Raw genomic sequence first — 26,835 nt, 5'->3', positions numbered from 1 at the left:
GGGTGGTGGTCAGCGTACATGAAAACCACTTTCATCTGACGCGTTGACGGCCGCGCGGTCCGGCGCGTTGAAAATGAAAACGAATCCCGTTACCGTCCTGCCTGTCCGCCGATCGTCGAGTCCGTCGAAGGGGAGAACCGTGGCGCATCTGTTGGTGATCGAGAGCTGGGTCGGCTCCATGAGCAGGTTGCTGCCGAGGGCGCTGGGGGAGAGCGGCCACCGCTTCACCTTCCTCACCCGCGACCTGCACCACTATCTGCGCGCCGCCCCCGTCGACGGCCCGCACCCGCTGCTCGCGGCGGAGAACATCCTCACCGTCGACACCAACGACCCGACCGTGCTGCTCCCGTACGCGGAGAGGCTGCACGGGCTGCTCGGCTTCGACGGAGTGCTCTCCTCCTGCGACTACTACCTCCCCCAGGTCGCCCGGGTGGCCCGTCGGCTCGGCCTGCCCGGGGCCGAGCCCGACGCGGTCGCGGCCGCCTGCCGCAAGGACCTCACCCGCCGGAAGCTCGCCGAGGCCGGCGTCCCCGGGCCCGCGTACGCGCTCTGCGCCGACCGGGGGCAGGCCCGGGCCGCCGCCCGGGCGATCGGCTACCCGCTGGTGGTCAAGCCGGTCGACCTGTGCGCCGGGATGTTCGTCCGGGAGGTCGTCGACGAGACCGAACTCCTGGTGGCGATCCGGGCCCTGGAGGCGTTCCCGGTCAACGCGCGCGGCCAGCGCCGGGAGCCGGCCGTACTGCTGGAGGAGTTGCTCACCGGGCCCGAGGTCAGCGTCGAGACGGTGTCGGCGGGCGGTGCCGCGCACGTCGTCGGGATCACCGACAAGAGCGTCGGCGGGGCGCCCGCGTTCGTCGAGACCGGGCACATGTTCCCGGCCGCCCTGGAGCCGGCCGAGGCCCGGGCGGCCGCCGGAACGGCCCTGGCCGCGTTGGCGGCGCTCGGACTGGACCAGGTCGTCGCGCACACCGAGATCAAACTGACGCCGACCGGGCCCCGGGTGGTCGAGGTCAATCCGCGACCGGCCGGCAACCGGATCACCGAGCTGGTCCGGCGGGTCACCGGGATCGACCTGGCCGCCGCCGCCGTCGACGTCGCCCTCGGCCGCCGGCCGGACCTGGCCGTCCACCCGACCGGGGTGACCAGCGCGGCGATCGCCTTCCTCGTCCCCGAGGGCGGGCAGGCCGGGCTGCTGGACGGCTTCGACGGCGAGGAGGCGGTGCGGCGCGACCCGGCGGTGGTCGAACTCGCGCTCGCCGGGGCGGGCCGCGAGGTGCGGCCGGCGACCAGCAACAACGAGTACCTCGGGCACGTCATGACCGCCGACAGCCTGGGCGCCGGGGCGAGAGGCGCGGCCGAACGGTTGCTGGCCGGGCTCACCCCGCGCCTCACGGCGGCCACGGGCAGTGCCGAGGTCTCCGGGGGTGCCGGGGGTGCCGACGCCGCCGAGGCCGCCGCCGGGCCCGCACCCGCAGGAGTGCCCGCATGACCGCCCCCGCCGTCCTGACCGCCCCCGCCGTCCTGGCCGGCCCTCCCGCCGCCACCGGCCCCGGCGTCCCCCCGAGCGTCGGCACCCCCGCGCTCGACCTGATCACCGGGCGGGCCCGTACGGGGGCGTACGGGCCCGACCCGGCCTCCCTGCGGATCGCGCTCGCCTTCACCACCGCGCAGGCCGTCCGGCACGCCGGCCGTGCCCGCGGCTACCGCAACGAGGTGCTCAGCCTGCGGCTCGGCGCCGCCGTCGGCTCCTGCGCCGTCGAACCGGGTGAACTCCCCGCCGACACGCTCACCGACTGCGTCGGCGCCACCGTCGACGAGCTGCTCGACCACCCCCGCACCGCCGTCCGGGTCGCCGCGCTGGACGCCTACCTCGGCCACTGCCGCCCGCACGGACCGGCCGCGGGCGCCCGCCCGGTCCCGCTGCCCGCCGGCTCCTCGCTGGCGAAGTCCCGGGCCCGCGCCGCCGCCGTGGTGCGGCTGCTGCCGCTCGCGGACGTCCGCCGGGTACTGGTCGTCGGCGTCGTCAACTCGCTCCTGGAGCAGCTCCGTTCGCGCGGGCTCGGGTACGTCCCGTGCGACCTCAAGGGCGGCGTCACCGAGTGGGACGAACCGGTGCGCACCGACGCCCTGGCCCAGCTCGACGACTGCGACGCCGTACTCGCCTCCGGCATGACCCTGGGCAACGGCTCGCTCGATCCGCTGCTCGCGCACGCCCGCGCCACCGGCAAGCCCCTGGCGCTGTTCGCCCAGACCGGCAGCGCGGTGCTGCCCCGGTTGCTGGGGGACGGGGTCAGCGCCGTCAGCGCCGAGCCCTACCCCTTCTTCTGGCTCGACGGCGGCCCCTCCGTGCTCCACCTCTACGGCGGCCGGTCCGGCCGAGGAGGTGCGGCGCGGTGACCGCCCTGCTCGACTCCGGTGCGGCGCTGGGCAATCCGGACCTGCTGCCGCTGCTCGGCGGCACCCCGCTGGCCCGGATCACCACCCCGCTGCCGCACCCGCACCCCGGCTTCTGGGCCAAGCTGGAGGGGCTGGGCGCGGGCGGCATGAAGGCCCGCTCGGCCGTCGCGATGCTGCGCGGCGCCCAGGCGCGCGGTGAACTCCGCCCCGGTGCCACGGTGGTGGAGTCCACCTCGGGCACCATGGGGGTCGGCCTGGCCTTCGCCGGGCAGGCTCTCGGACATCCGGTCGTGCTGGTGGGTGACAGCGAACTCGAACCGTCCATGCGGCAGTTGCTGCGCGCCTACGGTGCCCGGCTGGAGCTGGTCGAGCGGCCGGCCCGGCACGGCGGCTGGCAGGCGGCCCGGCTCGCCCGGCTCCGCGCCGTGCTCGACCGGTTGCCCGGCGCCTACTGGCCCGACCAGTACAACAACCCCGACAACGCGGCCGGTTACCGGGCGATGGCCCAGGAGATCACCACCGAGCTCGATCGGCTCGACGTGCTGGTGTGCAGTGTCGGCACCGGCGGGCACAGCGCGGGGCTCGCCGAGGCGCTGCGCCGCCACTGGCCCCGGCTGCGGATCATCGGCGTCGACTCCGTCGGATCCACCATCTTCGGCCAGCCCGCCCGGCCCCGGCTGATGCGCGGCCTCGGCAGCTCGATCCACCCGCGCAACGTCGCCCACCAGGCGTTCGACGAGGTGCACTGGGTCGGGCCCGCCGAGGCGGTGGACGCCTGCCGACGGCTGGCCCGGGGTGCGTTCGTCAGCGGTGGCTGGTCCACCGGCGCGGTCGCCCTGGTCGCGGCCTGGGCCGCCCGGGTCCATCCGGGCGCGGCCGTCGCCACCGTGTTCCCCGACGGCCCGCACCGCTATCTGGGCACGGTGTACGACGACGCGTTCTGCCGGCGGCACGGCCTGGACGCCGAGCGGGCGGCGGCGCGCCCGGTCGAGATCCCGCACCCGGCGGCTGTCGAGGTCACCGGCTGGGCCCGCTGCCGCACCGACCGGACGGCACTCGCCACCGTCCCGGCCACCGGCACCGCCATCGCGGCCGCCACCGCCACCGCCACAGCTGCCGTCCCCGCCCCGGCCGCCGCCGGGCCCGCCCGCACCGAGGAGGACCGATGAGGGTCGACCTGCGCACCGAACGGCTCCGCCTGGCCACGCCCCTGCGCATCTCCCGCTCGGTGACCACCGAGCGGGACGCCGTCCGGTTGGCCCTCGGCCACGGCGGGCTGACCGGCCACGGCGAGGTGGTCAGCAGCGTCCACCTGGGCCTGCCCACGCACCGGATCCACCACGAACTCGCCCTCCTGCGACCGGTGCTGGAACGCCACCAGGACCCCGAGCAGGCACTCGCCGACCTCTGCTCCGGCGCGGCCCCGTTCGCGCCGCTGCCGGCCGGTGTGCTGGCCGCCGTCGAGGCCGCGCTGCTGGACCTGGTCGGCAAGCGGGCCGGTGAACCCGTCCACCGCCTCCTCGGCCGGGCCGACCCCGTCGCCGCCGTCACCGCCCGCACCATCGGCATCGAGCCGCCCGCCCGCGCCGCCGTCCAGGCCGCCCGGCTCGCCGACGCGGGCTTCACCGTGCTCAAGATCAAGGTCGGCGGCGCCGACCCCGGTCTCGACCTGGTCCGGGTCCAGGCCGTCCACGAGGCCGCCCCCGGGGCCCGGCTGCTGCTCGACCCCAACGGCGCCTGGACCCCGGCGGAGGCCCTCCGGCTGCTGCCCGCCTTCGCCGCCACCGGGGTCGAGGCGGTCGAGCAGCCGATCGCCCCGGGCGACCCCGACGCGCTCGCCGCCGTCGCCGAACGCTCACCGATCCCGGTGATCGCCGACGAGGACGCCGTCGACCACGAGGACGCGTGCCGGCTCGCCGGGCGGGTCCACGGCGTCAACCTCAAACTCGCCAAGTGCGGCGGGGTCCACCAGGTGCTGCGCATCGCGGAGGCCCTGCGCGGCAGCGGCACCGAGCTGATGCTCGGCTGCCTGGTGGCGAGTTCGCTCGGCATCGCGCCCGCCGTCCACCTCGCCGACCGGGCCCGCTGGCTCGACCTCGACGGCCATCTGCTGCTCGACCACGACCCGTGGCAGGGCATCGGCGGAGCCGACGGCACCGTCCGCACCCCGGACCGGGCCGGCCTCGGCGTGCTGCCCGCCCCCGCCCGTCCCGCCTCCGCGCGCTCCGTCCCCGACCGTCCGGTCCCCGACCGCCCCGCTCCCGCGCGCCCCGTCCCGGGCCGGCCCGCCGCCCGCTGCGAGGCCCGATGAGCCGCCGCCCGGCCCCGCCGACTCCCGCCGAGGCCCACCGGAACCTGCTCACCGACCGTCCCGAGCTCTACGAACTCCGCTTTCCCGACCCGGAGTCCACTGCCGCCCGCTGGGCCGGGGCGGTGCTCTCCGCCCACGGCGCCGGACCCGAGGTGCTCGACCTCGGCTGCGGCACCGGCCGGGACGCGGGGTGGCTGCACCGCGTCGCCGGGCGCGCCGTCACCGGTCTGGACAGCTCCGGGGCGATGATCGCCCACGCCCGCTCCCGGCACCCCGGGCCGGACTACCACGTCGGCGACATGAGGGACTTCACCCTGCCGGGGCGGTTCGACGCGGTGCTCTGCCTGGACAGCGCGCTGCTCCACTGCCACACCAACGAGGACCTCGACGCCTGCTTCGACCGGGTCCGCCACCATCTGCGCCCCGGCGGGCTGCTGGTGGCCGAGATGCGCAACGGCGCCTTCTTCCTCGGCCGTACCGAGCTCCTCGACGCGCCGAGGCTGGACAGCTTCACCCACGACGGCGTCACGCTCACCTCGCGCACCGTGCTGTGGATCGACCGGGCCGCCCAGCTCCTGCGCCGCACCCGGAGCTGGGCCGCCGACGACGGCGCCCCGCCGTTCGAGCAGCACTCCGCCTGGCGGCTGCTCTTCCCCCAGGAACTGCGCCACCTGCTCGCCCGGCACGGCTTCACCGTCCTCGCGCTGAACGACGGGCCCGGCCCGCGCACCGAACCGCCCTGGACGGACGGCGACCGGCCCGCCGACCGCGCGGACACCGCCGACGGCGACCGGCTGCACCTGGTCGCCCGGCTCGAACCCGCGGTCATCAAGGAGGGCCGACCCCGGGCAAGTTGACGCCGTGGGCCGCTGTCCGCCCGCCCGCCGCTCCGGGGGTGCCCCGAGGGAGCACCCCCGGGGCACCCCCGGGCCGCCTCGGCGGATCGCCCGTTCGGGTGACAGAGGGGACGGCGGGCCGCGACACCCGGTCCGTGTCGGGTCCCGCCCCCGCCCGGTCGTCCGCCGGTCGCCCCTGGACCGGCACCGTCCCGCGGACGCGGTGCGCGGCGGCTCCGCGGCGGGAACGGCCCGGTCGCCGCACGGCCGGTCCGTGGGCGCTCCGTCCGGCGGGCACGCCCCCGGACGGAGCGCCCACGCGCGACCCTCACCACCACCTCACCGGCCCCACACCCGCCCCCGCGCGCTGATGCGGCACGAATTGTCGGACACGTCCTAGGCTGAACCCGCCCGGACGGCCGGACGGCCGTGGGAGTCGGGAGGGGCCCGGCGGCCGGGGTCTCGGAGGTGGTGCGCGATGGGCAGCGATGGGACGACGGCCGAGGTGCGCTGCGTGGCGGCCGTCCCGTGCTGGGTGAGCCTGATGGCCCGCGACCTCGATGCCGCCAGGGCCTTCTACGGACCACTGCTGGGCTGGGAGTTCGAGCCGGGCCCGGACCGGTTCGGCCCGTACGTGCACGCGGTGGCCGGTGGCGAGGCGGTGGCGGGCATCGGCGTGGCGGGCGGCGGCTGGGACATGCCGGTCGCCTGGAACACCTACTTCGGCACCGAGAGCGCCGACGCGGCCGCCGACGCGGTGCGCGAGCGCGGGGCGACCCTCGCGGTCGGCCCGCTGTCCTTCGACGCCGGTCGGCTGGCGTTCGCGGCCGACCCGGCGGGGGCGGTGTTCGGCATCTGGGAGGGCCCGCCCGGCCGGGCCCGGCGGCTGGAGCTGCTGGGCGCCCCGGTCTGGATCGAGCTGCGGACCCCGGACCCGTTCGCGGCGGCGCTCTTCTACGGCGAGGTGTTCCGCTGGGACGGCCGTGACCCGGGCCGGTTCGAGGTTCGCTGGGAGCACGACCGGGTCGTGCTGCGGGCGGAGGGGCACAGCGTCGCCGCGCTTGCCCGGGAGCAGGCGGGCGGGCCGACGGGGCTGCCCCCGCACTGGGAGGTGTCCTTCTCGGTGCCGGACGCCGACGAGGCGCTGGTCCGGGCCGAGGAACTCGGCGGCAGCGCGCTCGGCCCGGCCTTCGACTCGCCGTACGGGCGGGTGGCCCGGCTGCGGGACCCGGAGGGCGGCCGCTTCGCGGTGATCAGCGCCAAGCCCTGACCGCGCCCGCCGGATCCGGCCCCGACCCCTCCTGTCCGTTGCCCACGCCCCACGCCCACGCCCAAGCCCAAGCCCACGACCAGGATCCACGCCCACGACCCACTACGGCCCGCCCCCGGCGACCTCCGCCCGATCGGCCCGCAGCCGTTCTCCGAGCGCCGCCCGCTCGGCGGCCGGCAGGGCCTTGCGGGCGGTGGCGAATAGCTGCTCCTCCTCGGTCGCCAGGTGCCGCCGCAGCAGCTCGGCGAGACCGCCCAGCAGGGTGCCCTGCGCCGGGTCGCCGACGGGGAGGGCCTGGAGGTCGGCGAGGTACTGGCCGATCGCGAGGTGGTCGTGGATGCACCGGAACACCACCGCGCCACCGTCCGGCACATCGTGCTGGACGACCGGGAAGAGGTGTTCCTCCTCGGCCGCGCAGTGGTCGAGCAGCAGGTCGGTGAGCCGGTCCAGCAGTACTCCGGTATCCCGGTCCTCGGCCCGGTCGACCTCGATCCGGGCGAGCAGGTCCTCCACCGCGCGGTGTTCCGCGGTGAACTCACCCAGGATGTCCGGCCTGCGGTTCATGGCGCGCCCGCCTCTTCTCCGTCGACGTCCGGTGCGCCCCCCGACACCTCCAGTATCCGGCGTCGCCCGGGCAACCGGGGCATCCGCCGGACCGGCCCGCGTCCGCGGCCCGTGCGGGCAACGGCCCGCGGGTCCGGTGCCACCCTCCGCTCAGGGGCGGTCGCGACGCCCGGCGAGGGCCAGCAGCCGGGTCTGCGGCCCGGCGTCCGCCGCCACCGGGAGCGGCGGGTCGAACAGGCCGCTGCCGGAGAGGTCCCCGTAGCCGGAGAACTCGGCGAGCGCGAAGTCGACGAGCTCCTTCGGGAGCCGGGTGTCCCGGCCGATGCCCTCGGCGAGGTCCCAGGTGTGGACGACGGCGTCGGCGGTGAGCTGGCCCAGGTAGAACCGGCCGGAGACGTCGCCGAAGGAGAGGTGCACGGTGAGCTCGGCGGCGCCGGGGACGGTGAAGGCTTCGCGGGCGGCGTCGGAGGCGGAGAGCCAGGCGGTGACCGGGTCGTCACCGAGGACGTCGCCGTCGAAGCGGCCGCCGACCTCGGAGATCGTGGCGCCCATCAGCAGCTCGGGCACCCAGAGCTGCTCGCCGGTGAGGTGGTTGACCAGATCGCGGACGCTCCAGCCGGTGCACGGGGTGGGCGCGTCCCACTGGTCGGGGGTGACCAGCCGGATCCGTTCGGTGAAGGCGGCGAGGGCCTCGGCGTGCGGGATGCCCCGGTCGGCCGGCCGCTGGTGTTCGTTGCGATGTGCCATGTCCTGAGCGTGCCCCGCCGCACACCTCTGTACGCCGGTCTACACCACTTGTGACCCGGCCACGCCAATATCCTCGGTTCGGTCGGTTGTTCAAATTCAAACTTCCAGGTACGGTCGACACACCCCAGCTGGTTCGAATTTGAACAAACGAATTCGGCCGGTATCGACGAATCCCCCCTTTCCTGATGGAGACGCGCATGCCGAGCAGCAGCCCGAGCACGACCGCCGCCACCACCTCCCTCGCCGCAGCCGGGTCGGTCCCCGGAGCGGCGACCACCTCCCCGCACGCCTACGACGCCGGCCTCCTGCTCCTGCGGGTCGCGCTCGGCCTGACCATGGCCGCGCACGGCAGCCAGAAGCTGTTCGGCTGGTTCGGCGGCGGCGGCATCGACGGCACCGGAAAGTTCTTCGAGGCGAAGGGTTACCCGGCGCCGAAGTTCATGGCCGTCGTGGCCGGCCTCACCGAGACCGGCGGCGGACTGGCCCTGGCCGTCGGCCTGTTGGCCCCGCTGGCCGCCGCCGCGATCCTCGGCACCATGCTCAACGCCCTGGCCGTCACCTGGAGCGGCAGCTTCTTCGCCACCAAGGGCGGCAGCGAGTACGAACTCCTGCTGATCGCCGCCGCGGCGGCACTCGCGCTGACCGGCCCCGGTCGCTACGCCGCGGACCGCTACCTGCCGGTGGTGCGCTCGCACCGCCTGAGCTACGGCGCGGCCGCCGTGCTGCTCGCCCTCGTCACCGCGGGCGCCGTGCTGTTGGCGCGCAACTGATCTGGAGCGTACGGCCGTTGAGGTCGTGATCCACCGCGGGGCCGCCGGTCGACCGACCGGCGGCCTTCGCCGTTCCGTGGTCGTGCGGTGAATTTCCTGTGCAGGCAGGGTAGTTGCCGGAGAATCTCCGTCCCGAGGGTTCCCCGACCGTGTGATGTATGCCATTGTACATGTCACACTCCCCACCGGTGTTCGGTGCCACCGCCCCAACGGTGCGCCGAAACGGTCCTCACCACCCCCACCGGTCGCACCCCCACGCGACCGAAGAAGGCCCGGAGGCCCCCACGTGAGAACCGCACGTCCTTTAGCGCAAATACCGCACACCGCAAGGCTTCTGGCGCTGGTCCTGGCGCTGTTCGTAGCGGTCGGCCTGTTCGCCCCGGGTGCCCGGGCGGCCACCGACAGGACCCGGCCGGACTTCGGCGGCGGCTCGCCCGCCGCCAACTCGGCCGGACCCGCCGGGCTCGCCCCGAGGCCCGCCATCGGTGACACCCCCGACACGGGCGGCAAGAACGAGCCGGTCCCGGCCCAGGAGCGCGCCCCGTTCTCGACCGCCTCCCCGGACCGCTCCGACACCCCGTCGGCGGCCCACCGGCAGGCCGAGATCGTCAAGAGCTTCGGTGCGGGCGCCCCCGAGGCTCTCGCCGAACAGGCTTGCAACATCACGGACTTCACCGGCCGCACCGGCGGTGCCCTGGTCCAGGCGGTGAAGGCGGCCGACCTCGGCTGCATCAACAGTCTGTTCAGCCTGGTCGGCACCGACGCGCGCGGCGCCTTCCGCGAGGCCCAGATGGTCTCGGTGGCGGACGCCCTGCGCGACAACGCCGCCGCCTACCCGGGCGACAACTCCATCTCCACGGCCCAGTTGGTGCTCTTCCTGCGGGCCGGCTACTTCGTGCAGTGGTACCACGCGACCGACGTCGGCACCTATGGCACCGCCCTTCAGACCTCGATCCGCGGCGCGCTGGACAGCTTCTTCAACAGCGCGCATTCCCGCGACGTCACCTCCGCCAACGCCGGCACCCTCGGCGAGGCGATCACCCTGATCGACAGCGCGCAGGAGAACGTCCGCTACCTCCCGGTGGTGAAGCGGCTGTTGGGCGCCTACGACGCCGCCACCCACAACCCGACCAACATGGGCAACGCGCTCAACAGCGTGTTCACCGTGCTGTGGCGCGGCCACCAGACGACCGGCTTCGTCGAGGCGGTGGCGGCCGACCCGAGCGTGCTCGACGCGCTCTACTCCTTCGCGGCGGCCAACAGCGCCCTGCTGGGCGGCGACTACACCTTCCTGGTCTACAACGCCAACCGTGAGCTGGGCCGCTTCGTCCAGTACCCGGTGCTCCAGGCCAAGGTCCGCCCGCTGCTGAAGGGGCTGGCCGACCGCTCCTCGCCCAGCGGCAACACCGCCTACCAGTGGGCCGCCGTCGCCGAGATGGTCGACGCCTTCGACCAGGGCAACTGCTCGTACTACGGCACCTGCGACTCCGCCGCCCGGCTCAAGTCGGCCGTCCTGACGGTCAGCTACACCTGCAGCCAGAGCATCCGGATCCTCGCCCAGGCGCTGAACCCGACCCAGCTGGCGACCGCCTGCACCAGCCTGACCGGCCAGGACGCGTACTTCCACGGCGTGGTCAAGGACAACGGCCCGGTCGCGGAGGACCGGAACACCACGATCGAGGTCGTGGTCTTCCACAGCTCCTTCGACTACGGGGTGTTCGCCGCCTCCATCTACGGCATCAACACCGACAACGGCGGCATGTACCTGGAGGGCAAGCCGAACGAGGTTGGCAACCAGCCGCGGTTCCTCGCCTACGAGGCCGAGTGGATGCGCCCGGACTTCCAGGTCTGGAACCTCAACCACGAGTACACCCACTACCTCGACGGCCGGTTCGACATGTACGGCGACTTCGACGCCGGCGTGACGACCCCGACCATCTGGTGGATCGAGGGCTTCGCCGAGTACATCTCCTACTCGTACCGCAAGGTGAACTACGACGCGGCGATGTCGGCCGCCGGCCTGCACACCTACAAGCTCTCCACGCTGTTCGACACCACCTACGAGAACACCGACACCGAGCGCACCTACCGCTGGGGCTACCTCGCGGTGCGCTACATGCTGGAGCAGCACCGCGCCGACGTCGACTCCGTGCTCGCCAAGTACCGGGCCGGCGACTGGAACGGCGCCCGCACCGTGCTCAAGACCACCATCGGCACCCGCTACGACGCCGACTTCGACGCCTGGCTGACCCGCTGCGCGGCCGGCTCCTGCTCGGGCGGCACCAACCCGCCCGGAAACCAGCCGCCCACCGCCGCCTTCACCACCGCGATCGGCGAGCTGGCCGTCACCTTCGTCAACCGCTCCACCGACCCGGACGGCAAGATCGCTTCCTACGCCTGGGACTTCGGTGACGGCACCACCGCCACCACCGCGAACCCGACCAAGTGGTACACCAAGGCGGGCACCTACACCGTCACCCTCACCGTGACCGACGACAAGGGCGCGACCGCGAGCGCCCGGCAGAACGTCACCGTGGCGGGCCTGCCGGAGTGCTCCGGCGCCGACCCCCGCCAGCTGGACAAGAACTGCCGCCGCAGCAACCTCTCGGCGAGCACCGGCAACTACACCCACTTCTACCTGCTGCTCCCGGCCGGGGTGAAGCAGCTGAAGCTCACCAGCACGGGCGGCACCGGTAACGCCGACCTCTACTACAACGCCACGAACTGGGCGTACACCAACTCCTACACCGCGAAGTCCACCAACGCGAGCAACAACACCGAGACCCTCACCATCACCAACCCGCCGGCCGGCTACGTCTACGTGAGCCTCTACGGCCAGCAGGGGTTCTCCGGCGCGAACATCAAGGCCGAGTACTGACGGGGGAGTTCTGATCCCGGAAGGACATCGGTAGCACCCGGAAGTGCCCGGAGGCCCCCGGTGGCGCGCGAACGGCGCGCCACCGGGGGCCTCCCCGCGTCCGGCCCCGTACGCGGCGGACGCGCGGGCCCCGTACGTGGCCGCGTGGGCCCGGTGCGCGTCGGCGCGGGCTCCGGGCACGGTATTGCACCGATCGGTCCAAAAAGGCTACCGTGCTGCCATGGCGAGACCGCGCACCTTCGACGAGGGCCGAGCGCTCGACGCGGCGATGCGCGCGTTCTGGGCGAACGGCTACGAGGCCACCTCCACCCAGGACCTCTGCGAGGCGACCGGCCTCGGGCGGAGCAGTATCTACAACACGTTCAGCAGCAAGCACGACCTGTTCAAGCGGTCGCTGGCCCGCTACATCGAGCTGATGACCGTCCCGCAGATCGAACTGCTGGAGGATCCGGAGCTGCCCCCGCTGGAGCGGATCCGGGTCCTGCTCGCGCGCATCGTGGAGGGGGAGTTCGAGCAGCGCCCGGAGGGTCGCAGCATCGGCTGCCTGACCGTGAACACCGTGGTGGAGCTGGCCGGGCGCGATCCGGAGACCGACGCGCTGCTGGCCCGCGACCAGGAGGTGCGGCTCACCGCGCTGCGGGCCGCGATCGCCGCCGGGCAGCTGGCGGGCGGGATCGCGGCCCGGCGGACGCCCGAGGAGCTGGCCCGGTTCGTCGTCGCGGTGATCGGCGGCATGCGGGTCGCCGCCAAGGGCGGGGCCGACCGGGCCGCCGTCGAGGCGGTGGGTGCCGCGGCCCTGGATGCCCTCGCGCCCTGAGGCCCCCGAGTGCCCGAGACCCCGATTTCTTGACCCGCTGACCCTCTGATCCTCCGACCTTTTGACTCTCTGACTTTCCGATCCGCCGCATCCGGCCGGGGCGCTCCCGGCGTGCCCGCGCCCATCCTCATTCTGTACTGATCAATCCAAAACCAACGGGGGAGCCTTCCCATGCCACGTGCCGTGTACGTCCTCGCCCTCGGCGTCTTCGCGATGGTGACCAGCGAGTTCGCCGTCGCCGGGCTGATGCCCCAACTGGCGGAGGGCCTCGACGCGACCGTCCCGCAGATCGGCTATCTGATCACCGCCTTCTCGGTGGCGATGTCCTTCGGTGGCCCGTTCCTCGCCGTCGCCCTGCTCCGGGTCCGTCAGAAGGCTGCGCTGATGGTGCTGTTCGGGATCTTCCTGGTCGGCAACCTGCTCGCCGCGACGGCCTCCGGCTATGCGGTGATGCTGGTGGCCCGGGTGGTCTCCGGTGTCGCCGCCCAGGCGTTCTTCGGCATCTCGATCTCGCTCTGCTCCCAGCTGACCCGCCCGGAGATCCGCGGCCGGGCGATCGCCGTCCTGATGAACGGCCTCATGCTCGGTACTCTGCTCGGTCTGCCGCTCGCCACCGTGATCGGCGAGCACCTCGGCTGGCGCGCGGCGTTCTGGGCGGTGGCCGTCCTCACCGCGGCGGTGGCGCTCTGCACCCTGGCCGGCGTCCCGGACGCCGACCACGCGGAGGGCACCGGCTCGCTCCGGGTCGAGCTGGGCGCGCTGCGCGACCGGCGGCTGTGGCTGGCCTTCGTCACCAGCACCCTGGTCATCGGCGCGACCTTCTCGCTGTTCAGCTACGTCAACCCGATCCTGACCGGGCTCACCGGCTTCTCGGCCGGCTCCGTGCCGCTGCTGCTCGTGGCCTACGGCGCGGCGACCGTGGTCGGCAACACCGTGGTCGGCCGGCTCGCCGACCGGTACGCGCTGCCGGTACTGGCGACCGGCCTGGCGCTGAACGCCGTGTTCCTGGCCGGTCTGGCGCTGCTCGCGCAGTCCCGGGTGCCCGCCGTCGGTCTGCTGCTGGGCGTGGGCCTGGTCGGGGTCACCATGAACCCCGCGATGGTCTCGCGGGTGCAGCGGATCGGCGGTTCCCGCCCGCTGGTGAACACCGTCCACAACTCCTTCATCACGCTGGGCGTCATCCTCGGCTCGCTGCTCGGCGGCCTCGCCATCGACGCCCTGGGTCTGCGCGCCGTGCTGTGGCTCGGGGCCGTGCTGGCCGTCGCGGGGCTGCTGACCCTGCTCCCGGACGCGCTGCGCGGTCGTCGTGGTGCGGTCCCGGAACAGAGGCCGGTCGCCGGGGGGAATATCCGCCGAGGGGCGGATGCTAAGGTGGTTGAAACTTTGACGATCGGATCCTGAGCCGGCTTCCCGGCGGGATCAGCCAGGAGTGTGGTGAGCACCATGCAGTTCGGAATCTTCACCGTCGGCGATGTCACCCCCGACCCGACCACCGGCCGCACCCCGACCGAGCACGAGCGGATCAAGGCGACCGTGGCCATCGCGCGCAAGGCGGAGGAGGTCGGCCTGGACGTCTTCGCGACCGGCGAGCACCACAACCCGCCGTTCGTGCCGTCCTCCCCGACCACGCTGCTCGGCTACATAGCCGCGCAGACCGAGCGCATCATCCTCTCCACCTCGACCACGCTGATCACCACCAACGACCCGGTGAAGATCGCCGAGGACTACGCGGTGCTCCAGCACCTCTCCGACGGTCGGGTGGACCTCATGATGGGCCGGGGCAACACCGGCCCGGTCTACCCGTGGTTCGGCAAGGACATCCGCCAGGGCATCCCGCTCGCGATCGAGAACTACGCGCTGCTGCACCAGCTGTGGCGCGAGGACGTGGTCGACTGGTCCGGCCGCTTCCGCACCCCGCTGCAGTCCTTCACCGCGACCCCGCGCCCGCTCGACGGCGTCCCGCCGTTCGTCTGGCACGGCTCGATCCGCAGCCCGGAGATCGCCGAGCAGGCCGCCTACTACGGTGACGGCTTCTTCGCGAACAACATCTTCTGGCCCAAGGAGCACTTCCAGAAGCTGGTCAACCTCTACCGGGAGCGCTACGCCCACTACGGGCACGGCACCCCCGAGCAGGCGATCGTCGGCCTCGGCGGCCAGGTGTTCATGCGCAGGAACTCGCAGGACGCGGTGCGGGAGTTCCGCCCCTACTTCGACAACGCGCCGGTGTACGGGCACGGCCCGTCGCTGGAGGAGTTCGCCGCGGAGACGCCGCTCACCGTCGGCAGCCCGCAGGAGGTGATCGAGAAGACCCTGGCCTTCCGCGACACCTTCGGCGACTACCAGCGCCAGCTGTTCCTGATGGACCACGCCGGTCTGCCGCTGAAGACCGTGCTGGAGCAGTTGGACCTGCTCGGCGAGGAGGTCGTGCCGGTGCTGCGCGAGGAGTTCGCCAAGGGCCGCCCGGCCGGCGTCCCGGACGCGCCGACCCACGCCTCCCGGCTCGCGGCCGAGCGCGCCCGTCAGGAGCAGGGCGCCGACAACGCGGGGCAGGCCGAGCAGACCATGGAGGTGACCAAGTGACCGCGTACCGACTGGTGGTGATCAGTGCCGGACTGAGCAAGCCGTCCTCGACCCGGCTGCTCGCCGACCGGCTCGCCGAGGCGACGGTCCGCCGACTCGCCGCCGAGGGGCGGGAGGTGGACGTCCAGGTGGTCGAACTGCGCGATCTCGCCACCGACATCGCGCACAACTTCGTCACCGGCTTCCCCGGCCCCGCGCTGCGCGAGGCGATCGGGGCGGTCGGCGGGGCGGACGCGCTGATCGCGGTGACGCCGATCTTCGCCGCCTCCTACAGCGGGCTGTTCAAGTCGTTCTTCGACGTGCTCGACCCCGACACCCTCACCGGCAAGCCGGTGCTGATCGCCGCCACCGGCGGCACCGCCCGGCACTCGCTCGCACTGGAGCACGCCGTCCGCCCGCTGTTCTCCTATCTGCGCTCGGTGGTCGTGCCGACCTCGGTCTACGCCGCCACCGACGACTGGGGCACCACCGGGGACCGCCTCACCGACGGACTCCCGGGCCGGATCGACCGCGCGGCCGGAGAACTCGCCGGACTGCTCGCGGGCCGGGCCCCGAGCGGGCCGGGCGGGGGCGGGGCGGCGCAGGAGGAGGCCGTGGTGCCGTTCGCGCAGCAACTGGCGGCGCTGCGGGTCTGAGCAGGCACCGCGTGACGGAGCGCGCGCGGCGACAAGGGGCGGGTCCGGATTCCTCGGGCCCGCCCCTTCGCGCGTGCTCAGCCCACGCGCGCGTCGTACGCCTCCCGGGCCGTCGCGATCTCGCGCTGATGCGTCTCGGTCCAGGCGACCAGGGAGCGGACCGTCTCGTGCAGCGTCCGCCCGAGCGGGGTCAGCGCGTAGTCGACCCGGGGCGGCACCACGGCGTGCACGGTCCGCTCGACCAGGCCGTCCCGTTCCAGCTGCCGCAGGGTGACGGTCAGCATCCGCTGGCTGACCCCGTCGATCTCCCGCCGCAGCTCGGTGAAGCGCAGCGAGCCGCGGTCCAGCAGCGCGATCACCAGTAGCGACCACTTGTCGGCGATCCGGTCGAGGATCTGCCGCACCTCGCAGTCCTCCCGGGTGTCCCACTGGAGCACGTCGTAGTCGTCCCCGGTAACCGCGCAGTGCGTTGGTGACTTCAAAGTGCCTTCTTCCATGCTCCCTGATGCTGCCTCAGGATGGCGGTGGTTACAAGAGGGAACCGACCGGACGAACGGGAACCGCCCCGTCCGGCCTCCCCGCCTCCCCGCGCTCTTCCAGGAGACCACCGTGTCGACGTCCTCCGCCATGCCCGAAACCGGCCGCCCGGCGGCCGGCCCGCCCGTCCCGCGCATCTCCGCGGCCGACTCCACGCCCGGTTCCCCACCGGCCGACCCGTCCTCGCGTTTCACCGGCCGGGAGACGGCCGTCCTGCTCGTCCTCTGCGGCGCGATCTTCCTGGAGGGCATCGACGTCGCCATGCTCAACGTGGCGCTCCCGGCGATCCGCGCGGACCTCGGCATGGACACCGGTTCGCTGAGCTGGGTCCTGAGCGCCTACGTGCTCGGCTACGGCGGCTTCATGCTGCTCGGCGGCCGCACCGCCGACCTGTTGGGACGGCGCCGGATGTTCCTCCTCTGGCTCACCGTGTTCGTCCTCTGCTCCGGCCTCGGCGGCCTGGCCGGAGCTCCCTGGGTGCTGATCCTGGCCCGCTTCGTCACCGGCCTCTCGGCGGCCTTCATGACCCCCGCCGGGCTGGCGATCATCACCACCGCCTTCGCCGAGGGCCCCCGCCGCAACCGCGCGCTGCTGGTCTACGCGGGCACCGCCGCGGCCGGCTTCTCGCTCGGCCTGGTGGCCGGCGGACTGCTCACCGCCGTCGGCTGGCGCTGGGTCTTCTTCGCCCCGGTGCTGCTCGCGGGCGGCCTGCTGCTCGCCGCCGTGCCGCTGCTCCCGCGCGACCGGGCACCGGCCCGCCGCCCCGGTGAGCGCTTCGACCTGGCCGGCGCCGTCACCGTCACCGGCGCCATGCTGCTGCTGGTCCAGGCCGTGGTCCGGCTCGGCGAACCCGGTGCCGGCGCCGTCCCGACCGTCGCCCTGTTCGCCGCCGGCGCGGCCCTGCTGGCCGCCTTCGTCGCGATCGAACGGCGCTCGGCCACCCCGCTGGTCCGCCTCGGCCTGCTGCGCTCCGGCCCGCTGCTGCGGGCGAACGTCGGCGCGCTGCTGTTCGCGGCCTCGTTCTTCGGCTTCCAGTTCGTCGTCACCCTCTACCTCCAGGACCTGCGCGGCTGGTCCCCGCTGCAGACCGGCCTCGCCCTGCTCGCGGTCGGGGTGGACGCGGTGCTCGCGCCGACCCTCACCCCCCGGCTGGTGGAGCGGTTCGGCAACGTCCGGGTGATCCTCGGCGGCTTCTGCCTGGCCGTGGTCTCCTACGCGCTGTTCCTGCCGGTCGGGCCCGACTGGACGTATCCGATGATGTTCCCGACCATGATCCTCACCGGGCTGGCCTTCGCCCTCGCGTACGGGCCGCTGACCATCGCCGCCACCGACGGCGTCGCCGAGGAGGAACAGGGGCTGGCCGGCGGTCTCCTCAACACCGCCTTCCAGTTCGGCGCGGCGCTCGGCCTCTCGGCGGTCACCACCGTCAGCCTGACCGTGGGCGGGCCGGGCGGCCTGCGGGCGGCGCTGGCCGTGCCGGTCGCGGCGGTCGCCCTCGGCGCCCTGGTCACCGCCCTCGGCCTGCGCCGGACCCACCGCTGACCCCTGTCCGCCCTCCGGCCGCTCCCTTCCCCCGCCCCTCGCTCCTCCCATCCGGGGAGGGGCGGGGGCGTACCGCCGACCGGACCGCCGCCCGCGCCGAAATGTCCGCTCCGGGGTGTAATCGTACGGATGATCAGGCCCCGGAGACCGGAGTCCGCCCATGCCCCCGCAGTCCCCCCAGGCACAGCCGCAGTCGCCACCGCGGCCCGCCGACCCGCCGGCCCCGCAGCCGGTCCTCACCCCGCTCACCGCCGCCGCGATCTTCCTGGTCCTCACCGTCGACCCCGGCGGTGAGGACGCCGTCCGCGCGCTGCTGCCCGACCTCGCGGGCCTCCGCCACGCCATCGCCTTCCGCGCCCCCGACGTCGGCCTCACCTGTGTCACGGGCATCGGCTCCGACGCCTGGGACCGGCTCTTCGACGGCCCCCGCCCGGCCGCCCTGCACCCGTTCCCCGAGGTGGCCGGCCCCCGCCACCGCGCCCCGGCCACCCCCGGCGACCTGCTCCTCCACATCCGGGCCGCCCGGATGGACGTCTGCTGGGAACTCGCCGGCCGGATCACCCGGCGGCTCGCCGGCGCCGCCACCGTCGTCGACGCGACCAACGGCTTCTCCTACTACGACGCCCGCGACCTGCTGGGCTTCGTCGACGGCACCGAGAACCCGGAGGGCCGGGAGGCCGCCGACGCCGTGCTGATCGGCGACGAGGACCAGGAGTTCGCCGGCGGCAGCTACGTCATCGTGCAGAAGTACCTGCACGACCTGGCCTCCTGGGAGCACCAGACCGTCGACCAGCAGGAACGCGCGGTCGGCCGCAGCAAGGCCGACGACATCGAGTTCGACGACGCCGCCAAGCCGGCCGACTCCCACGTCGCGCTCACCTCCGTCACCGGCCCGGACGGTGAGGAACGGCAGATCCTGCGGTTCAACATGCCCTTCGGCCGCCTCGACGGGGGCCCGGCCGGGCGCGGCGAGGCCGGCACCTACTTCATCGGCTACGCACGTGACCCGGGGGTGCCCGAGGAGATGATCCGCAACATGTTCGCCGGCCGGGGCCCGGCCGCCCACGACCGCCTGCTCGACTTCTCCACCGCGGTCACCGGCACGCTGTTCCACGTCCCCACCGCCGACTTCCTCGCCGACCCGCCACCCGCCCCGGCCACCCCCGCGCCCGCCGTCGTCCCGGCACCTTCTCCGACCACTGCTCTTCCCGCCACTGCTCTCCCCTCCACTGCTCTCCCCACCGCCGTTCTCCCCACCGACGGCTCCCTCGCCATCGGCAGCCTGAAAGGCACCCCCGCGCCATGAACAACCTGCACCGCGAGCTCGCCCCCGTCTCCGCCGCGGCCTGGGAGGAGATCGAGGAGGAGGCCCGGCAGACCTTCAAGCTCCACCTCGCCGGCCGCCGGGTCGTCGACCTGGCCGGCCCCGACGGCCCCGCCCTCGCCGCGGTCGGCACCGGCCACCTCACCGCCATCGAACCGCCCACCCCGGCCGTCCAGGCCCACGCCCGCGAGGTCCGCCCGCTGATCGAGCTCCGGGTCCCGTTCTCCGTCGACCGCTCCGCCGTCGACGACGTCGAACGCGGCTCCCGGGACTCCGACTGGCAGCCGGTCAAGGACGCCGCCCGCACCCTCGCCCTCACCGAGGACCGCGCCCTCTTCGACGGCTACCCGGCCGCCGGCATCGAGGGCATCCGCGCCGCCGCCACCAACCCCGCCGTCCCCCTCCCCGCCGACGTCCGCGAATACCCGGAAGCCGTCAGCCGCGCCCTCACCACCCTCCGCCTCGCCGGAGTCGGCGGCCCCTACGCCCTCCTCCTCGGCGCCGACGCCTTCACCGCCGTCAACGAGACCTCCGACCACGGCTACCCCGTCGCCAGCCACATCGCCCGCCTCCTCGACGGCGAACTGATCTGGGCCCCCGCCCTGGAGGGCGCCCTCCTCCTCTCCACCCGCGGCGGCGACTTCACCCTCGTCCTGGGCCAGGACGTCTCGGTCGGCTACCTCTCCCACACCGCCGACACCATCGCCCTCTACCTCCAGGAATCCCTCACCGCCCGCCTCCTCACCCCCGAAGCCGCGGTCCCCCTCACCACCGCCCCCTGATCCCTCGACCGCCCACACCCACCCGGACACACGGAGGGCCGGTGCGACTCGCACCGGCCCTCCGTGTGTCCGTGGGTGTGGGCGGTCGAGGGAAGTAGGCAGATCGTGCCTCATCCCGACCGGAATCATTGATAATTGGTCGACTGACGCGATCGCTCCCCGCCGCCTCGGTTCTTCGTCCGTCCGTAGTCCTGCGGTAGGGAGGGCCAGTGGAGCCGGATCGGTCCGGAGCCCCGGATCCACGCCTCACGGTGCGCAACTCGGTCGCGGGAGGGCATGTCCCGGGCGCGGTGGTCCAGGCCGGGCAGATCCGTGACCTGACCGTCTACAACCAGGCCGGCCTCCACGCTCCGCCGGTCCTTCCGGTGCCCCGCCAGCTCCCCCCGATGTCATGGCGACTTGTCGGCCGGGAAGACGATCTCGTCGCCCTGGACGGCCTGTTGGGCGACATGACGGGCACCGCGGATGTGACGGTGGCGGTCACCGGGCCCGCCGGAGCGGGCAAGAGCGCCCTCGCCGTCCAATGGCTGCGCAGCCGCTCCGACCGGTTCCCGGACGGCCAGCTCTACGCCGACCTGCGGGCCCACGCCCCCGACGGTCCCGCGGATCCCGCCGAGGTGCTCGAAGGCTTTCTGCACGCCTTCGGCATCGCACCGGCACCGCGCAGCTCCGCTGCGAGGGCCGCGCTCTGGCGCTCGGTCGCCGCAGGGCGCCGGTTCGCCGTACTGCTCGACGATGCCTGCGCCGCCGATCAGGTCCGCCCGCTGCTGCCGGGCTCCGAGCACGCTGTGGTCGTGGTGACCAGTCGCCGCCGGATGGCCCGGCTCGCCATGGACGGCGCCGTGTTCCGCCCGGTCGGTCTGCTTCCCGGTGACAGCGCGGTCCGCCTGCTGGCCCAGCGGGTCGGCCCCGATCGGGTCGCCGGCGAACCCGTCGCCGCCAACCTGGTGGTGGAGCGCTGCGGCCGCCTGGCGCTCGCCGTCTGTCTCGCCGCCGTGCGGATCGGGAGCCGGCCCGCGCAGCCGCTCTCCGTCACCGCCGAGGCGCTCGGCGACGAGTCCCGGCGGCTCGCCGCACTCGATCCCGGGGGCGAGGGCGTGCAGCATGTCCTGGACGCGTCCGTGGCGATGCTGGAAGCCGGCGCCGCCCGCCTGTATCCACTGCTCGGGTTGCTGCCGTTCGCCGTCCTCACTCCGGACGTCGTCCGCGCGGTCGGTGGCCTGGAACGGGCCGAGACGGACCGGCACCTCGACGAACTGCTCGACATCCACCTGCTGGAGGAGACGGAGGGTGGTTTCCGCCTCGACAGTCTGGTGAAGCTGCACGCCCGGGCCCGCGCCGACGCCATCCGTGACCGGCGGGAGGGATGGGCCGCTGTCGACCGGGTCCTCGACCAGTACCTCGCCACGGCGACCGCCGCCGAGGCCGTGCTGAGCCCCAGCCACCGCACCCTGCGCCGGGACTTCAGCACCGGAGCGGGGTGCCCGGCCCGGGAGTTCGTGGACGAGTCGACGGCGCTCCGCTGGTTCGAGGCGGAGACCGGTAGGCTCGCTGATGCCGTTCGGTGGGCCGCCGCCACTGGACGGGCGGCCACGGCCTGGCAACTCGTCGACGCCATGTGGCCGTTGTTCCTGCGGTCGCGCCCGTCCCTGCTGTGGACCGAGATGCACAGGATCGGCCGGACTGCTGCCCGGTCGGTCGGCCACCGTGACGGCGAACTGCGGATGCTGACGTCCGGCGGCGCTGGCCTGCGCAACGCGGGTCTGGAGGAGGAGGCCGCCGAGTGGTACACCGAGGCGCTCCACCTGGCACGCGCGTCCGGGGACCGGCTCGCCGAGGCGGACGCCCTCTACGGTCTCAGCCAGATCCACTGGTCGGACGGGCGGCTCGCCGAGGCGGCGGACTGCCTGCGGACCAGTGCCGAGATCCGCGAGGCCCTCGGTTACCTGAGGGGCAAGGCACTGGCCCGGCTCGCCCTCGGCGGCCTGCTGCTCCGGGACGGCCGGCCGGCCGAGGCCGTCCCGGTCATTGCCGACGCGCACCAGGAGCTCGTCGCCGTTCCCGCCGCGTACGAGGCGGCCCGCGCGCTTACCTTTCTGGGCCAGGCCCATGCCGCGCTCGGCGACCGCGCGGCGGCCGGCCGCTGTTACGCCGACTCGCTCGCCGGGTTCCGGGCCAGTGGGGCCCGGCACTGGCAGGCCCGTGTGCTGCACCTTCTCGGTGACCTCGCCCGTGACCGCGGCGACCTCGCCGAGGCGGCGGACCGGTACCGGGAGTCCGGCGTCCTCTACGCCTCCCTCGCCGCCCGCGACACCGACCGTTCCCCCGCCGCCGAGGTCCTGGACACCCTCATCCCACCGCGGCCCCCTGCCGACGGCTGTCCGGGGGAGTGACCGCCGGCCTCCCGGCCCTGCCGGGAGGCCATTGGCGCCGTCCGGCCGCCGGCGGCGCGGGCGCCCGCGCCGCCGGCGGGTCGCAGCGGTGCGGGCAGCGGCAGGGCGCGCGGCTCGGCCTGCGGAGCCGGCTCACCAAGCCCGAGGACGCGGTACAGGAGCCGTCGCATCCGCTGGTCGAACCGGCCCGGTTCGGAGCTGATCCGGGCGGCGATTGCCGCGTGGTCCGCGCGGCGGTACTGCCGGGCGGCGGCGTCGAGTTGGACGGTCAGGGGCCGGACGGGGTCGAGCGCGGGAGCGGTTCGGGCGAGCGAGGCGCCGGGGGAGCGCGGGTTGACCGCGTGGTGCGGGTACTCGGCCAGCAGGATCGGGGCCCGGGTCATGGTGCCGTAGAGGGTGACCGAGCCGTGGTCGCCGATGACGGCGTCGGCGGCGACCAGCAGCGGGCGCCAGTCCTCCTGCGGCCCGAGCAGGGTGACGGCTCCGCCGGTCGCGTTCCGCACCCATGGGCCGAGCGCCCTGGCACCGGGGGCGGCGGACACATTGGGATGGACGAGCAGGACGACGCGGTGGTCACGCCGGGGCAGTTCGGCGGCCAGTCGGGGCAGAACGGTGTCGAACCGGGTGAACAGCGCACCGCTGCCCCAGGTGGAGCAGACCAGTACCAGCCGCTCGTCCGGCCGCAGGCCCAGTGCGGCCCGGTACCGCTCCCGGTGGGGGAGCGCGGTGGCGATCCGGTCGTAGCACGCGTCACCCACGACCGAGGCGATCGGCAGTGCCTCCGGGCACCCCCGGCCGAGCTCGGTCCGGTCGTCCTCGTGTGCCAGCGCGTAGGCGACGGGCACCAGCCGCCCCTGCCAGACGACGTATTCGGGCCCGAGCCCGGAGACGGTCCGGCCGGCCCCGACACCGGTCGTCGACAGCTTGATGTGCCCGGCTCCGTGCGGCAGCCGCACCGTCGGGCCGTGCAGTTGCTCCATGCTCTGCGAACCGGCGGCCAGGACCAGGTCGAACGTCCCGCGCAGGGCCTCTGCCCACGGCAGTGGCGTACCGCCGAGCCGCCGGACGTGTTCCGCCGCGCCCCGGTTGAAGGTGTGCGGCGCCACGGTGAACCGGACGCGCACCCTCGGATCGGTATCGAGAAGTGCGTGGGCGTCGCGCAGCCGCTGCCCGTATACGACCGAGTGCACGACCACCAGTACCTCCTTGAGGCCGGCCGGCCCCGTCGGCGACGGGCCGCCGCGGACCGCGTCGGCGTCCCCGCGCACCGAGATCATGCCGTCTCCCCTCTTCCGGGTGCGGGACCCGGGCCCGGCACCGGTGGCCGCGAAAGCGGCGTGCTCGGGGCATTCTGGCGGATCCCGGAGCGGGCGCCGAGCCGGGTGGGGCGTCCGGGAAGCCCCAAGGGTACTGAGTTCCTTTACGAGGGGTACTGAGTGCCGTATCCTCTTCGGAGAGCCTCTGACGCTGTTGAAGAGAGCCGACAGGGCCGACCGGTCCGGGTGGTGCGATGCCGCCCGTGGGGCGCGGGTGGGCCGGGGTTGGCACTCAGTACCCTCGGCGGGCTGCGAGGCCGTGGACCAGTGCATCCGACCAGTGCACCCGTACCAGGAGAACCGCTCATGAGCTTGAGGATCGTTGTCTGTGTGAAGTACGTGCCGGATGCGACGGGTGACCGTCGTTTCGCGGACGACCACACCACCGACCGGGAGGGTGTGGACGGTCTGTTGTCGGAGCTGGACGAGTACGGGGTGGAGCAGGCGCTGCGGATCGCGGAGGCGAACGAGGGTGCCGAGGTGACCGTGCTGACGGTGGGTCCGGACGATGCGAAGGACGCGCTGCGCAAGGCGTTGTCGATGGGTGCGGACCGGGCTGTGCACGTGAACGACGAGGACATCCACGGTTCGGACGTGATCGGGACGTCGGCGGTGCTGGCGAAGGCGCTGGAGCGGACCGGTTTCGATCTGGTGATCGGTGGTATGGCGTCGACGGACGGCACGATGGGTGTGCTGCCGGCGCTGCTGGCGGAGCGGCTGGGTGTGCCGCAGCTGACGCTGTTGTCGGAGGTGTCGGTCGGGGGCGGCGTGGTGCGCGGTCGTCGGGACGGCGATTCGGCGACGGAGCTGGTGGAGGCGGCGCTGCCGGCGGTGGTGTCGGTGACGGACCAGTCGGGCGAGGCGCGTTACCCGTCGTTCAAGGGGATCATGGCGGCGAAGAAGAAGCCGGTGGAGTCCCTGGACCTGGACGACCTGGGTGTGGAGGCCGGTGAGGTCGGTCTGGCGGGTTCGTGGACGGCGGTGGAGTCGGTGACGGCGCGTCCGGCGCGGACCGCGGGCACGGTCGTCAAGGACGAGGGCGAGGGCGGCAAGGCGCTCGCGGGCTTCCTCGCCGACCAGAAGTTCATCTAGTCCCGCCGCCCCGCCCCGCCCCCACCGTCCCACCCCACAACACGGAGACATCGAGTTATGGCTGAGATCCTCGTCCTGGTCGACCACGCCGACGGCGTGGTCCGCAAGCCGGCCCTGGAGCTGCTGACCCTGGCCCGCCGTATCGGCGAGCCGTCGGCGGTCGTCCTCGGCGCCGGCGACAAGGCGGCCGAGCTGGCCGCGAAGGCGGCCGAGTACGGCGCCGTCAAGGTGTACGTCGCCGACGGCGCGGAGTTCGCCGACCAGCTGGTGGTCCCGAAGGTGGACGCGCTGGCCCAGATCGCCGAGGCCGCCGACGCGGGCGCGGTGCTGGTCACCTCCTCCGGCGAGGGCAAGGAGGTCGCCGCCCGCGTCGCCCTGCGCCTGGGCTCCGGCGTCATCACCGACGCCGTCGACCTGCGCGCCGGCGACAACGGCCCGATCGCCACCCAGTCCGTCTTCGCGGCCTCGTACACCGTCGACTCCCGCGTCAGCAACGGCGTGCCGGTCATCGCGGTGAAGCCGAACGCCGTCGCGCCGGAGGCGGTCCCGGCCGCGGGCGCGGTGGAGGACGTCACCGTCGCGTTCACCGGCAACGCCGCCAAGATCGTCTCGCGCACCCCGCGGGTGTCCTCGGGCCGTCCGGAGCTGACCGAGGCCGCGATCGTGGTCTCCGGCGGCCGCGGTGTCGGTGCCGCCGAGGGCTTCGGCGTGGTCGAGGAGCTCGCGGACGCGCTGGGCGCGGCCGTCGGTGCCTCGCGCGCCGCCGTCGACGCCGGCTGGTACCCGCACAGCAGCCAGGTCGGCCAGACCGGCAAGCAGGTCTCCCCGCAGCTCTACATCGCCAACGGCATCTCCGGTGCGATCCAGCACCGGGCCGGCATGCAGACCTCGAAGACCATCGTGGCCGTCAACAAGGACCCCGAGGCCCCGATCTTCGAGCTCGCCGACTACGGCGTGGTCGGCGACCTGTTCGCGGTCCTGCCGCAGCTCACCGGTGAGGTGAAGGCCCGCAAGGGCTGACCGGACGGCCACCGAGGCCGACGTGACGCGAGAAGGGCGGGGGGGCCCCCCGGCCCCCGGGGGGCGGGGGGCCCCCCCCCCCCCGGGGCAACCCCCCCCCCCCCCCCCCCCCCCCCCCCCCCCCCCGGGGGGGGGCCCCCCCCCCCGGGGCCCCCCCCCCCCCCCCGCGGCCGCGGGGGCGCGGGGGGGGGGGCCCCCCCCCCGCGGGGGGGGGCCCCCCCCCCCCCCCCCTTCCGTCGTTCACTCCGCCCGGTCCGCTCCCGGCCGCCCCGCGCCGAAGAGCCGCGGCCCCGGGGGGAGCCGCGGCCGGCCGTCACTCCGCGAACGCCGCCAGGTGCTGGGTGAACCCGCCCTGGTTCGGCGGCAGCGGCCGCGGTTCGAGGACCGGCACCCGCTCCGGCTCCTCCGGCGACAGCACCGTCAGTTCCGGCTGCTCCACACCCTCGGCCGCCCCGCTGAGCCGGACCCGGGTGCCCACCGGCACGGTGGACCGCAGGCCGGTGACGATGCACCAGACGTCGAAGCCCTCGGCCATCCGGATCAGGGACTTCTGCCGCGCCAGCGGCGTACGGGCCTGCTCGACGGCGCACCGCCGCACCACCCCGGTGCCCTCGCTGCGTTCCAGTCGCAGCTCGGTGGAGCCGCAGGTGGGGCAGAGCAGGCGCTGGAAGGTCGGGTTGTGGCACCAGTCGCAGCGCTGGAAGTACAGCGGGGCGTTCTCGGTGTCGGCCTCGATGGCTGGGTGGACCACGGTGTCATCTCCCTGCGGTTGTACGGGTCCGGTGCTACGGCTACCGCCAGAAAGAGGATAGGGAACTCAGTGCCGCTCTGTGAAGGCACTGAGTTCCCTTTTCCTTGCGCGCGTGCATAATGAAGGGTACTGAGTACCGTCGCGAACATCGTGAAACAGGAGTGCCGCTCATGAGCCAGGACTTCGATCTTTTCCGGATCTCCGAGGAGCATGTGATGCTCCGTGAGGCGGTGCGTTCGCTGGCCGAGGCGAAGATCGCTCCGTTCGCGGCGG

The 26,835-nt window shown here is 73.9% G+C and carries 23 protein-coding genes; 18 read left to right on the top strand and 5 right to left on the bottom strand.

All coding sequences use genetic code 11. The annotated features are described in order from the left end of the window. Positions 1-139 precede the first annotated feature (139 nt). From ACIQ9P_RS00115 to ACIQ9P_RS00090, 6 genes are all read left to right on the top strand, one after another. The gene (locus tag ACIQ9P_RS00115; protein ID WP_402347169.1) at positions 140-1,489 is read left to right on the top strand and encodes an ATP-grasp domain-containing protein; all 1,350 of its coding nucleotides are present in this window, start codon (positions 140-142) and stop codon (positions 1,487-1,489) included. Further along, on the top strand, positions 1,486-2,397 hold the full coding sequence (locus ACIQ9P_RS00110; RefSeq protein WP_402347167.1) for a Rossmann-like domain-containing protein: 912 nt from the start codon (positions 1,486-1,488) through the stop codon (positions 2,395-2,397). The genes ACIQ9P_RS00115 and ACIQ9P_RS00110 overlap by 4 nt, the downstream gene beginning before the upstream one ends. A 5-nt stretch (positions 2,398-2,402) precedes the next feature. After that, entirely contained in the window at positions 2,403-3,566 is a 1,164-nt protein-coding gene (locus tag ACIQ9P_RS00105; protein WP_402349758.1) for a pyridoxal-phosphate dependent enzyme, read from the top strand. Further along, a complete protein-coding gene (locus ACIQ9P_RS00100; RefSeq protein ID WP_402347164.1) occupies positions 3,563-4,708 on the top strand; it encodes an enolase C-terminal domain-like protein in 1,146 nt (381 codons plus the stop codon). The genes ACIQ9P_RS00105 and ACIQ9P_RS00100 overlap by 4 nt, the downstream gene beginning before the upstream one ends. Further along, positions 4,705-5,565: a class I SAM-dependent methyltransferase gene (locus ACIQ9P_RS00095; RefSeq protein WP_402347161.1), complete on the top strand. Its 861-nt coding sequence runs from the start codon at positions 4,705-4,707 to the stop codon at positions 5,563-5,565. Before ACIQ9P_RS00100 ends, ACIQ9P_RS00095 begins: the two co-directional genes overlap by 4 nt. Positions 5,566-6,022: 457 nt before the next feature. Further along, entirely contained in the window at positions 6,023-6,814 is a 792-nt protein-coding gene (locus ACIQ9P_RS00090; protein ID WP_402347158.1) for a VOC family protein, read from the top strand. A gap of 102 nt (positions 6,815-6,916) precedes the next feature. Here ACIQ9P_RS00090 and ACIQ9P_RS00085 read toward each other — a convergent pair whose 3' ends face one another. Further along, on the bottom strand, positions 6,917-7,378 hold the full coding sequence (locus tag ACIQ9P_RS00085) for a hemerythrin domain-containing protein (protein WP_402347155.1): 462 nt from the start codon (positions 7,376-7,378) through the stop codon (positions 6,917-6,919). A 150-nt stretch (positions 7,379-7,528) separates the two neighbouring features. Then, positions 7,529-8,125 (bottom strand): TIGR03086 family metal-binding protein, encoded by a 597-nt coding sequence (locus tag ACIQ9P_RS00080; protein WP_402347152.1) that lies wholly within the window; start codon positions 8,123-8,125, stop codon positions 7,529-7,531. Between the two features lie 197 nt (positions 8,126-8,322). Here ACIQ9P_RS00080 and ACIQ9P_RS00075 point away from each other — a divergent pair, with 197 nt between their 5' ends. The 6 genes from ACIQ9P_RS00075 (at position 8,323) to ACIQ9P_RS00050 (ending at position 15,805) form a co-directional block, all read left to right on the top strand. Next, positions 8,323-8,895 (top strand): DoxX family membrane protein, encoded by a 573-nt coding sequence (locus ACIQ9P_RS00075; RefSeq protein ID WP_402347149.1) that lies wholly within the window; start codon positions 8,323-8,325, stop codon positions 8,893-8,895. Positions 8,896-9,181: 286 nt separating this feature from the next. After that, complete coding sequence (locus ACIQ9P_RS00070) at positions 9,182-11,773, top strand: collagenase (RefSeq protein ID WP_402347146.1); 2,592 nt, start codon at positions 9,182-9,184, stop codon at positions 11,771-11,773. 220 nt (positions 11,774-11,993) lie between these two features. After that, a complete protein-coding gene (locus ACIQ9P_RS00065; RefSeq protein WP_402347143.1) occupies positions 11,994-12,590 on the top strand; it encodes a TetR/AcrR family transcriptional regulator in 597 nt (198 codons plus the stop codon). A 171-nt stretch (positions 12,591-12,761) separates the two neighbouring features. After that, the gene (locus ACIQ9P_RS00060; protein WP_402347140.1) at positions 12,762-13,991 is read left to right on the top strand and encodes an MFS transporter; all 1,230 of its coding nucleotides are present in this window, start codon (positions 12,762-12,764) and stop codon (positions 13,989-13,991) included. Positions 13,992-14,033: 42 nt separating this feature from the next. Next, positions 14,034-15,170, top strand: coding sequence for an LLM class flavin-dependent oxidoreductase (locus ACIQ9P_RS00055; protein WP_402349755.1), 1,137 nt, complete (start codon positions 14,034-14,036; stop codon positions 15,168-15,170). Further along, positions 15,167-15,805: an FMN reductase gene (locus ACIQ9P_RS00050; RefSeq protein ID WP_402347137.1), complete on the top strand. Its 639-nt coding sequence runs from the start codon at positions 15,167-15,169 to the stop codon at positions 15,803-15,805. The genes ACIQ9P_RS00055 and ACIQ9P_RS00050 overlap by 4 nt, the downstream gene beginning before the upstream one ends. 77 nt (positions 15,806-15,882) lie before the next feature. Here the strand turns inward: ACIQ9P_RS00050 and ACIQ9P_RS00045 are convergent, their stop codons facing one another. Further along, positions 15,883-16,302, bottom strand: a complete 420-nt coding sequence (locus tag ACIQ9P_RS00045) for a winged helix-turn-helix transcriptional regulator (protein ID WP_402347135.1) — start codon at positions 16,300-16,302, stop codon at positions 15,883-15,885. Between the two features lie 112 nt (positions 16,303-16,414). On the opposite strand from ACIQ9P_RS00045, the gene ACIQ9P_RS00040 reads away from it, so the two are divergent. The 4 genes from ACIQ9P_RS00040 to ACIQ9P_RS00025 all read left to right on the top strand — a co-directional run bounded on the left by ACIQ9P_RS00040 (position 16,415) and on the right by ACIQ9P_RS00025 (position 22,383). Next, entirely contained in the window at positions 16,415-17,884 is a 1,470-nt protein-coding gene (locus ACIQ9P_RS00040) for an MFS transporter (protein WP_402347132.1), read from the top strand. A gap of 160 nt (positions 17,885-18,044) precedes the next feature. Continuing rightward, positions 18,045-19,190, top strand: coding sequence for a Dyp-type peroxidase (locus ACIQ9P_RS00035; protein WP_402347129.1), 1,146 nt, complete (start codon positions 18,045-18,047; stop codon positions 19,188-19,190). Beyond that, positions 19,187-19,990 carry a family 1 encapsulin nanocompartment shell protein gene (locus ACIQ9P_RS00030; protein ID WP_402347126.1) on the top strand — a complete coding sequence of 268 codons (804 nt, stop codon included), beginning with the start codon at positions 19,187-19,189 and terminating at the stop codon, positions 19,988-19,990. Before ACIQ9P_RS00035 ends, ACIQ9P_RS00030 begins: the two co-directional genes overlap by 4 nt. Before the next feature lie 386 nt (positions 19,991-20,376). Continuing rightward, positions 20,377-22,383 (top strand): tetratricopeptide repeat protein, encoded by a 2,007-nt coding sequence (locus ACIQ9P_RS00025; protein WP_402347123.1) that lies wholly within the window; start codon positions 20,377-20,379, stop codon positions 22,381-22,383. Here ACIQ9P_RS00025 and ACIQ9P_RS00020 read toward each other — a convergent pair. Then, the gene (locus ACIQ9P_RS00020; protein WP_402347121.1) at positions 22,278-23,660 is read right to left on the bottom strand and encodes a hypothetical protein; all 1,383 of its coding nucleotides are present in this window, start codon (positions 23,658-23,660) and stop codon (positions 22,278-22,280) included. The two genes, ACIQ9P_RS00025 and ACIQ9P_RS00020, sit on opposite strands and share 106 nt — an antisense overlap. A gap of 345 nt (positions 23,661-24,005) precedes the next feature. Between ACIQ9P_RS00020 and ACIQ9P_RS00015 the strand changes: the two genes are divergently transcribed. Further along, positions 24,006-24,791, top strand: a complete 786-nt coding sequence (locus tag ACIQ9P_RS00015; protein WP_402347119.1) for an electron transfer flavoprotein subunit beta/FixA family protein — start codon at positions 24,006-24,008, stop codon at positions 24,789-24,791. Positions 24,792-24,848: 57 nt separating this feature from the next. Next, positions 24,849-25,811: an electron transfer flavoprotein subunit alpha/FixB family protein gene (locus tag ACIQ9P_RS00010; protein ID WP_402347116.1), complete on the top strand. Its 963-nt coding sequence runs from the start codon at positions 24,849-24,851 to the stop codon at positions 25,809-25,811. 313 nt (positions 25,812-26,124) lie between these two features. Here ACIQ9P_RS00010 and ACIQ9P_RS00005 read toward each other — a convergent pair whose 3' ends face one another. Next, entirely contained in the window at positions 26,125-26,562 is a 438-nt protein-coding gene (locus ACIQ9P_RS00005; protein ID WP_402347114.1) for a hypothetical protein, read from the bottom strand. Between the last annotated feature and the right edge of the window lie 273 nt (positions 26,563-26,835).

The sequence above is a fragment of the Kitasatospora sp. NPDC094019 genome (genome assembly GCF_044764505.1).
In the GTDB taxonomy this organism is placed as follows: Bacteria; Actinomycetota; Actinomycetes; order Streptomycetales; family Streptomycetaceae; genus Kitasatospora.
This window is presented reverse-complemented; position numbering and strand designations above follow the sequence as displayed.

Coding starts and splice junctions, on each gene's coding strand:
- ACIQ9P_RS00055 (WP_402349755.1), top strand. CDS start 14,034: ATGCAGTTCGGAATCTTCACCGTCGGCGATGTCACCCCCGACCCGACC.
- ACIQ9P_RS00045 (WP_402347135.1), bottom strand. CDS start 16,302: ATGGAAGAAGGCACTTTGAAGTCACCAACGCACTGCGCGGTTACCGGG.
- ACIQ9P_RS00035 (WP_402347129.1), top strand. CDS start 18,045: ATGCCCCCGCAGTCCCCCCAGGCACAGCCGCAGTCGCCACCGCGGCCC.
- ACIQ9P_RS00080 (WP_402347152.1), bottom strand. CDS start 8,125: ATGGCACATCGCAACGAACACCAGCGGCCGGCCGACCGGGGCATCCCG.
- ACIQ9P_RS00075 (WP_402347149.1), top strand. CDS start 8,323: ATGCCGAGCAGCAGCCCGAGCACGACCGCCGCCACCACCTCCCTCGCC.
- ACIQ9P_RS00020 (WP_402347121.1), bottom strand. CDS start 23,660: ATGATCTCGGTGCGCGGGGACGCCGACGCGGTCCGCGGCGGCCCGTCG.
- ACIQ9P_RS00060 (WP_402347140.1), top strand. CDS start 12,762: ATGCCACGTGCCGTGTACGTCCTCGCCCTCGGCGTCTTCGCGATGGTG.
- ACIQ9P_RS00015 (WP_402347119.1), top strand. CDS start 24,006: ATGAGCTTGAGGATCGTTGTCTGTGTGAAGTACGTGCCGGATGCGACG.
- ACIQ9P_RS00065 (WP_402347143.1), top strand. CDS start 11,994: ATGGCGAGACCGCGCACCTTCGACGAGGGCCGAGCGCTCGACGCGGCG.
- ACIQ9P_RS00010 (WP_402347116.1), top strand. CDS start 24,849: ATGGCTGAGATCCTCGTCCTGGTCGACCACGCCGACGGCGTGGTCCGC.
- ACIQ9P_RS00095 (WP_402347161.1), top strand. CDS start 4,705: ATGAGCCGCCGCCCGGCCCCGCCGACTCCCGCCGAGGCCCACCGGAAC.
- ACIQ9P_RS00025 (WP_402347123.1), top strand. CDS start 20,377: ATGTCATGGCGACTTGTCGGCCGGGAAGACGATCTCGTCGCCCTGGAC.
- ACIQ9P_RS00090 (WP_402347158.1), top strand. CDS start 6,023: ATGGGCAGCGATGGGACGACGGCCGAGGTGCGCTGCGTGGCGGCCGTC.
- ACIQ9P_RS00110 (WP_402347167.1), top strand. CDS start 1,486: ATGACCGCCCCCGCCGTCCTGACCGCCCCCGCCGTCCTGGCCGGCCCT.
- ACIQ9P_RS00030 (WP_402347126.1), top strand. CDS start 19,187: ATGAACAACCTGCACCGCGAGCTCGCCCCCGTCTCCGCCGCGGCCTGG.
- ACIQ9P_RS00085 (WP_402347155.1), bottom strand. CDS start 7,378: ATGAACCGCAGGCCGGACATCCTGGGTGAGTTCACCGCGGAACACCGC.
- ACIQ9P_RS00100 (WP_402347164.1), top strand. CDS start 3,563: ATGAGGGTCGACCTGCGCACCGAACGGCTCCGCCTGGCCACGCCCCTG.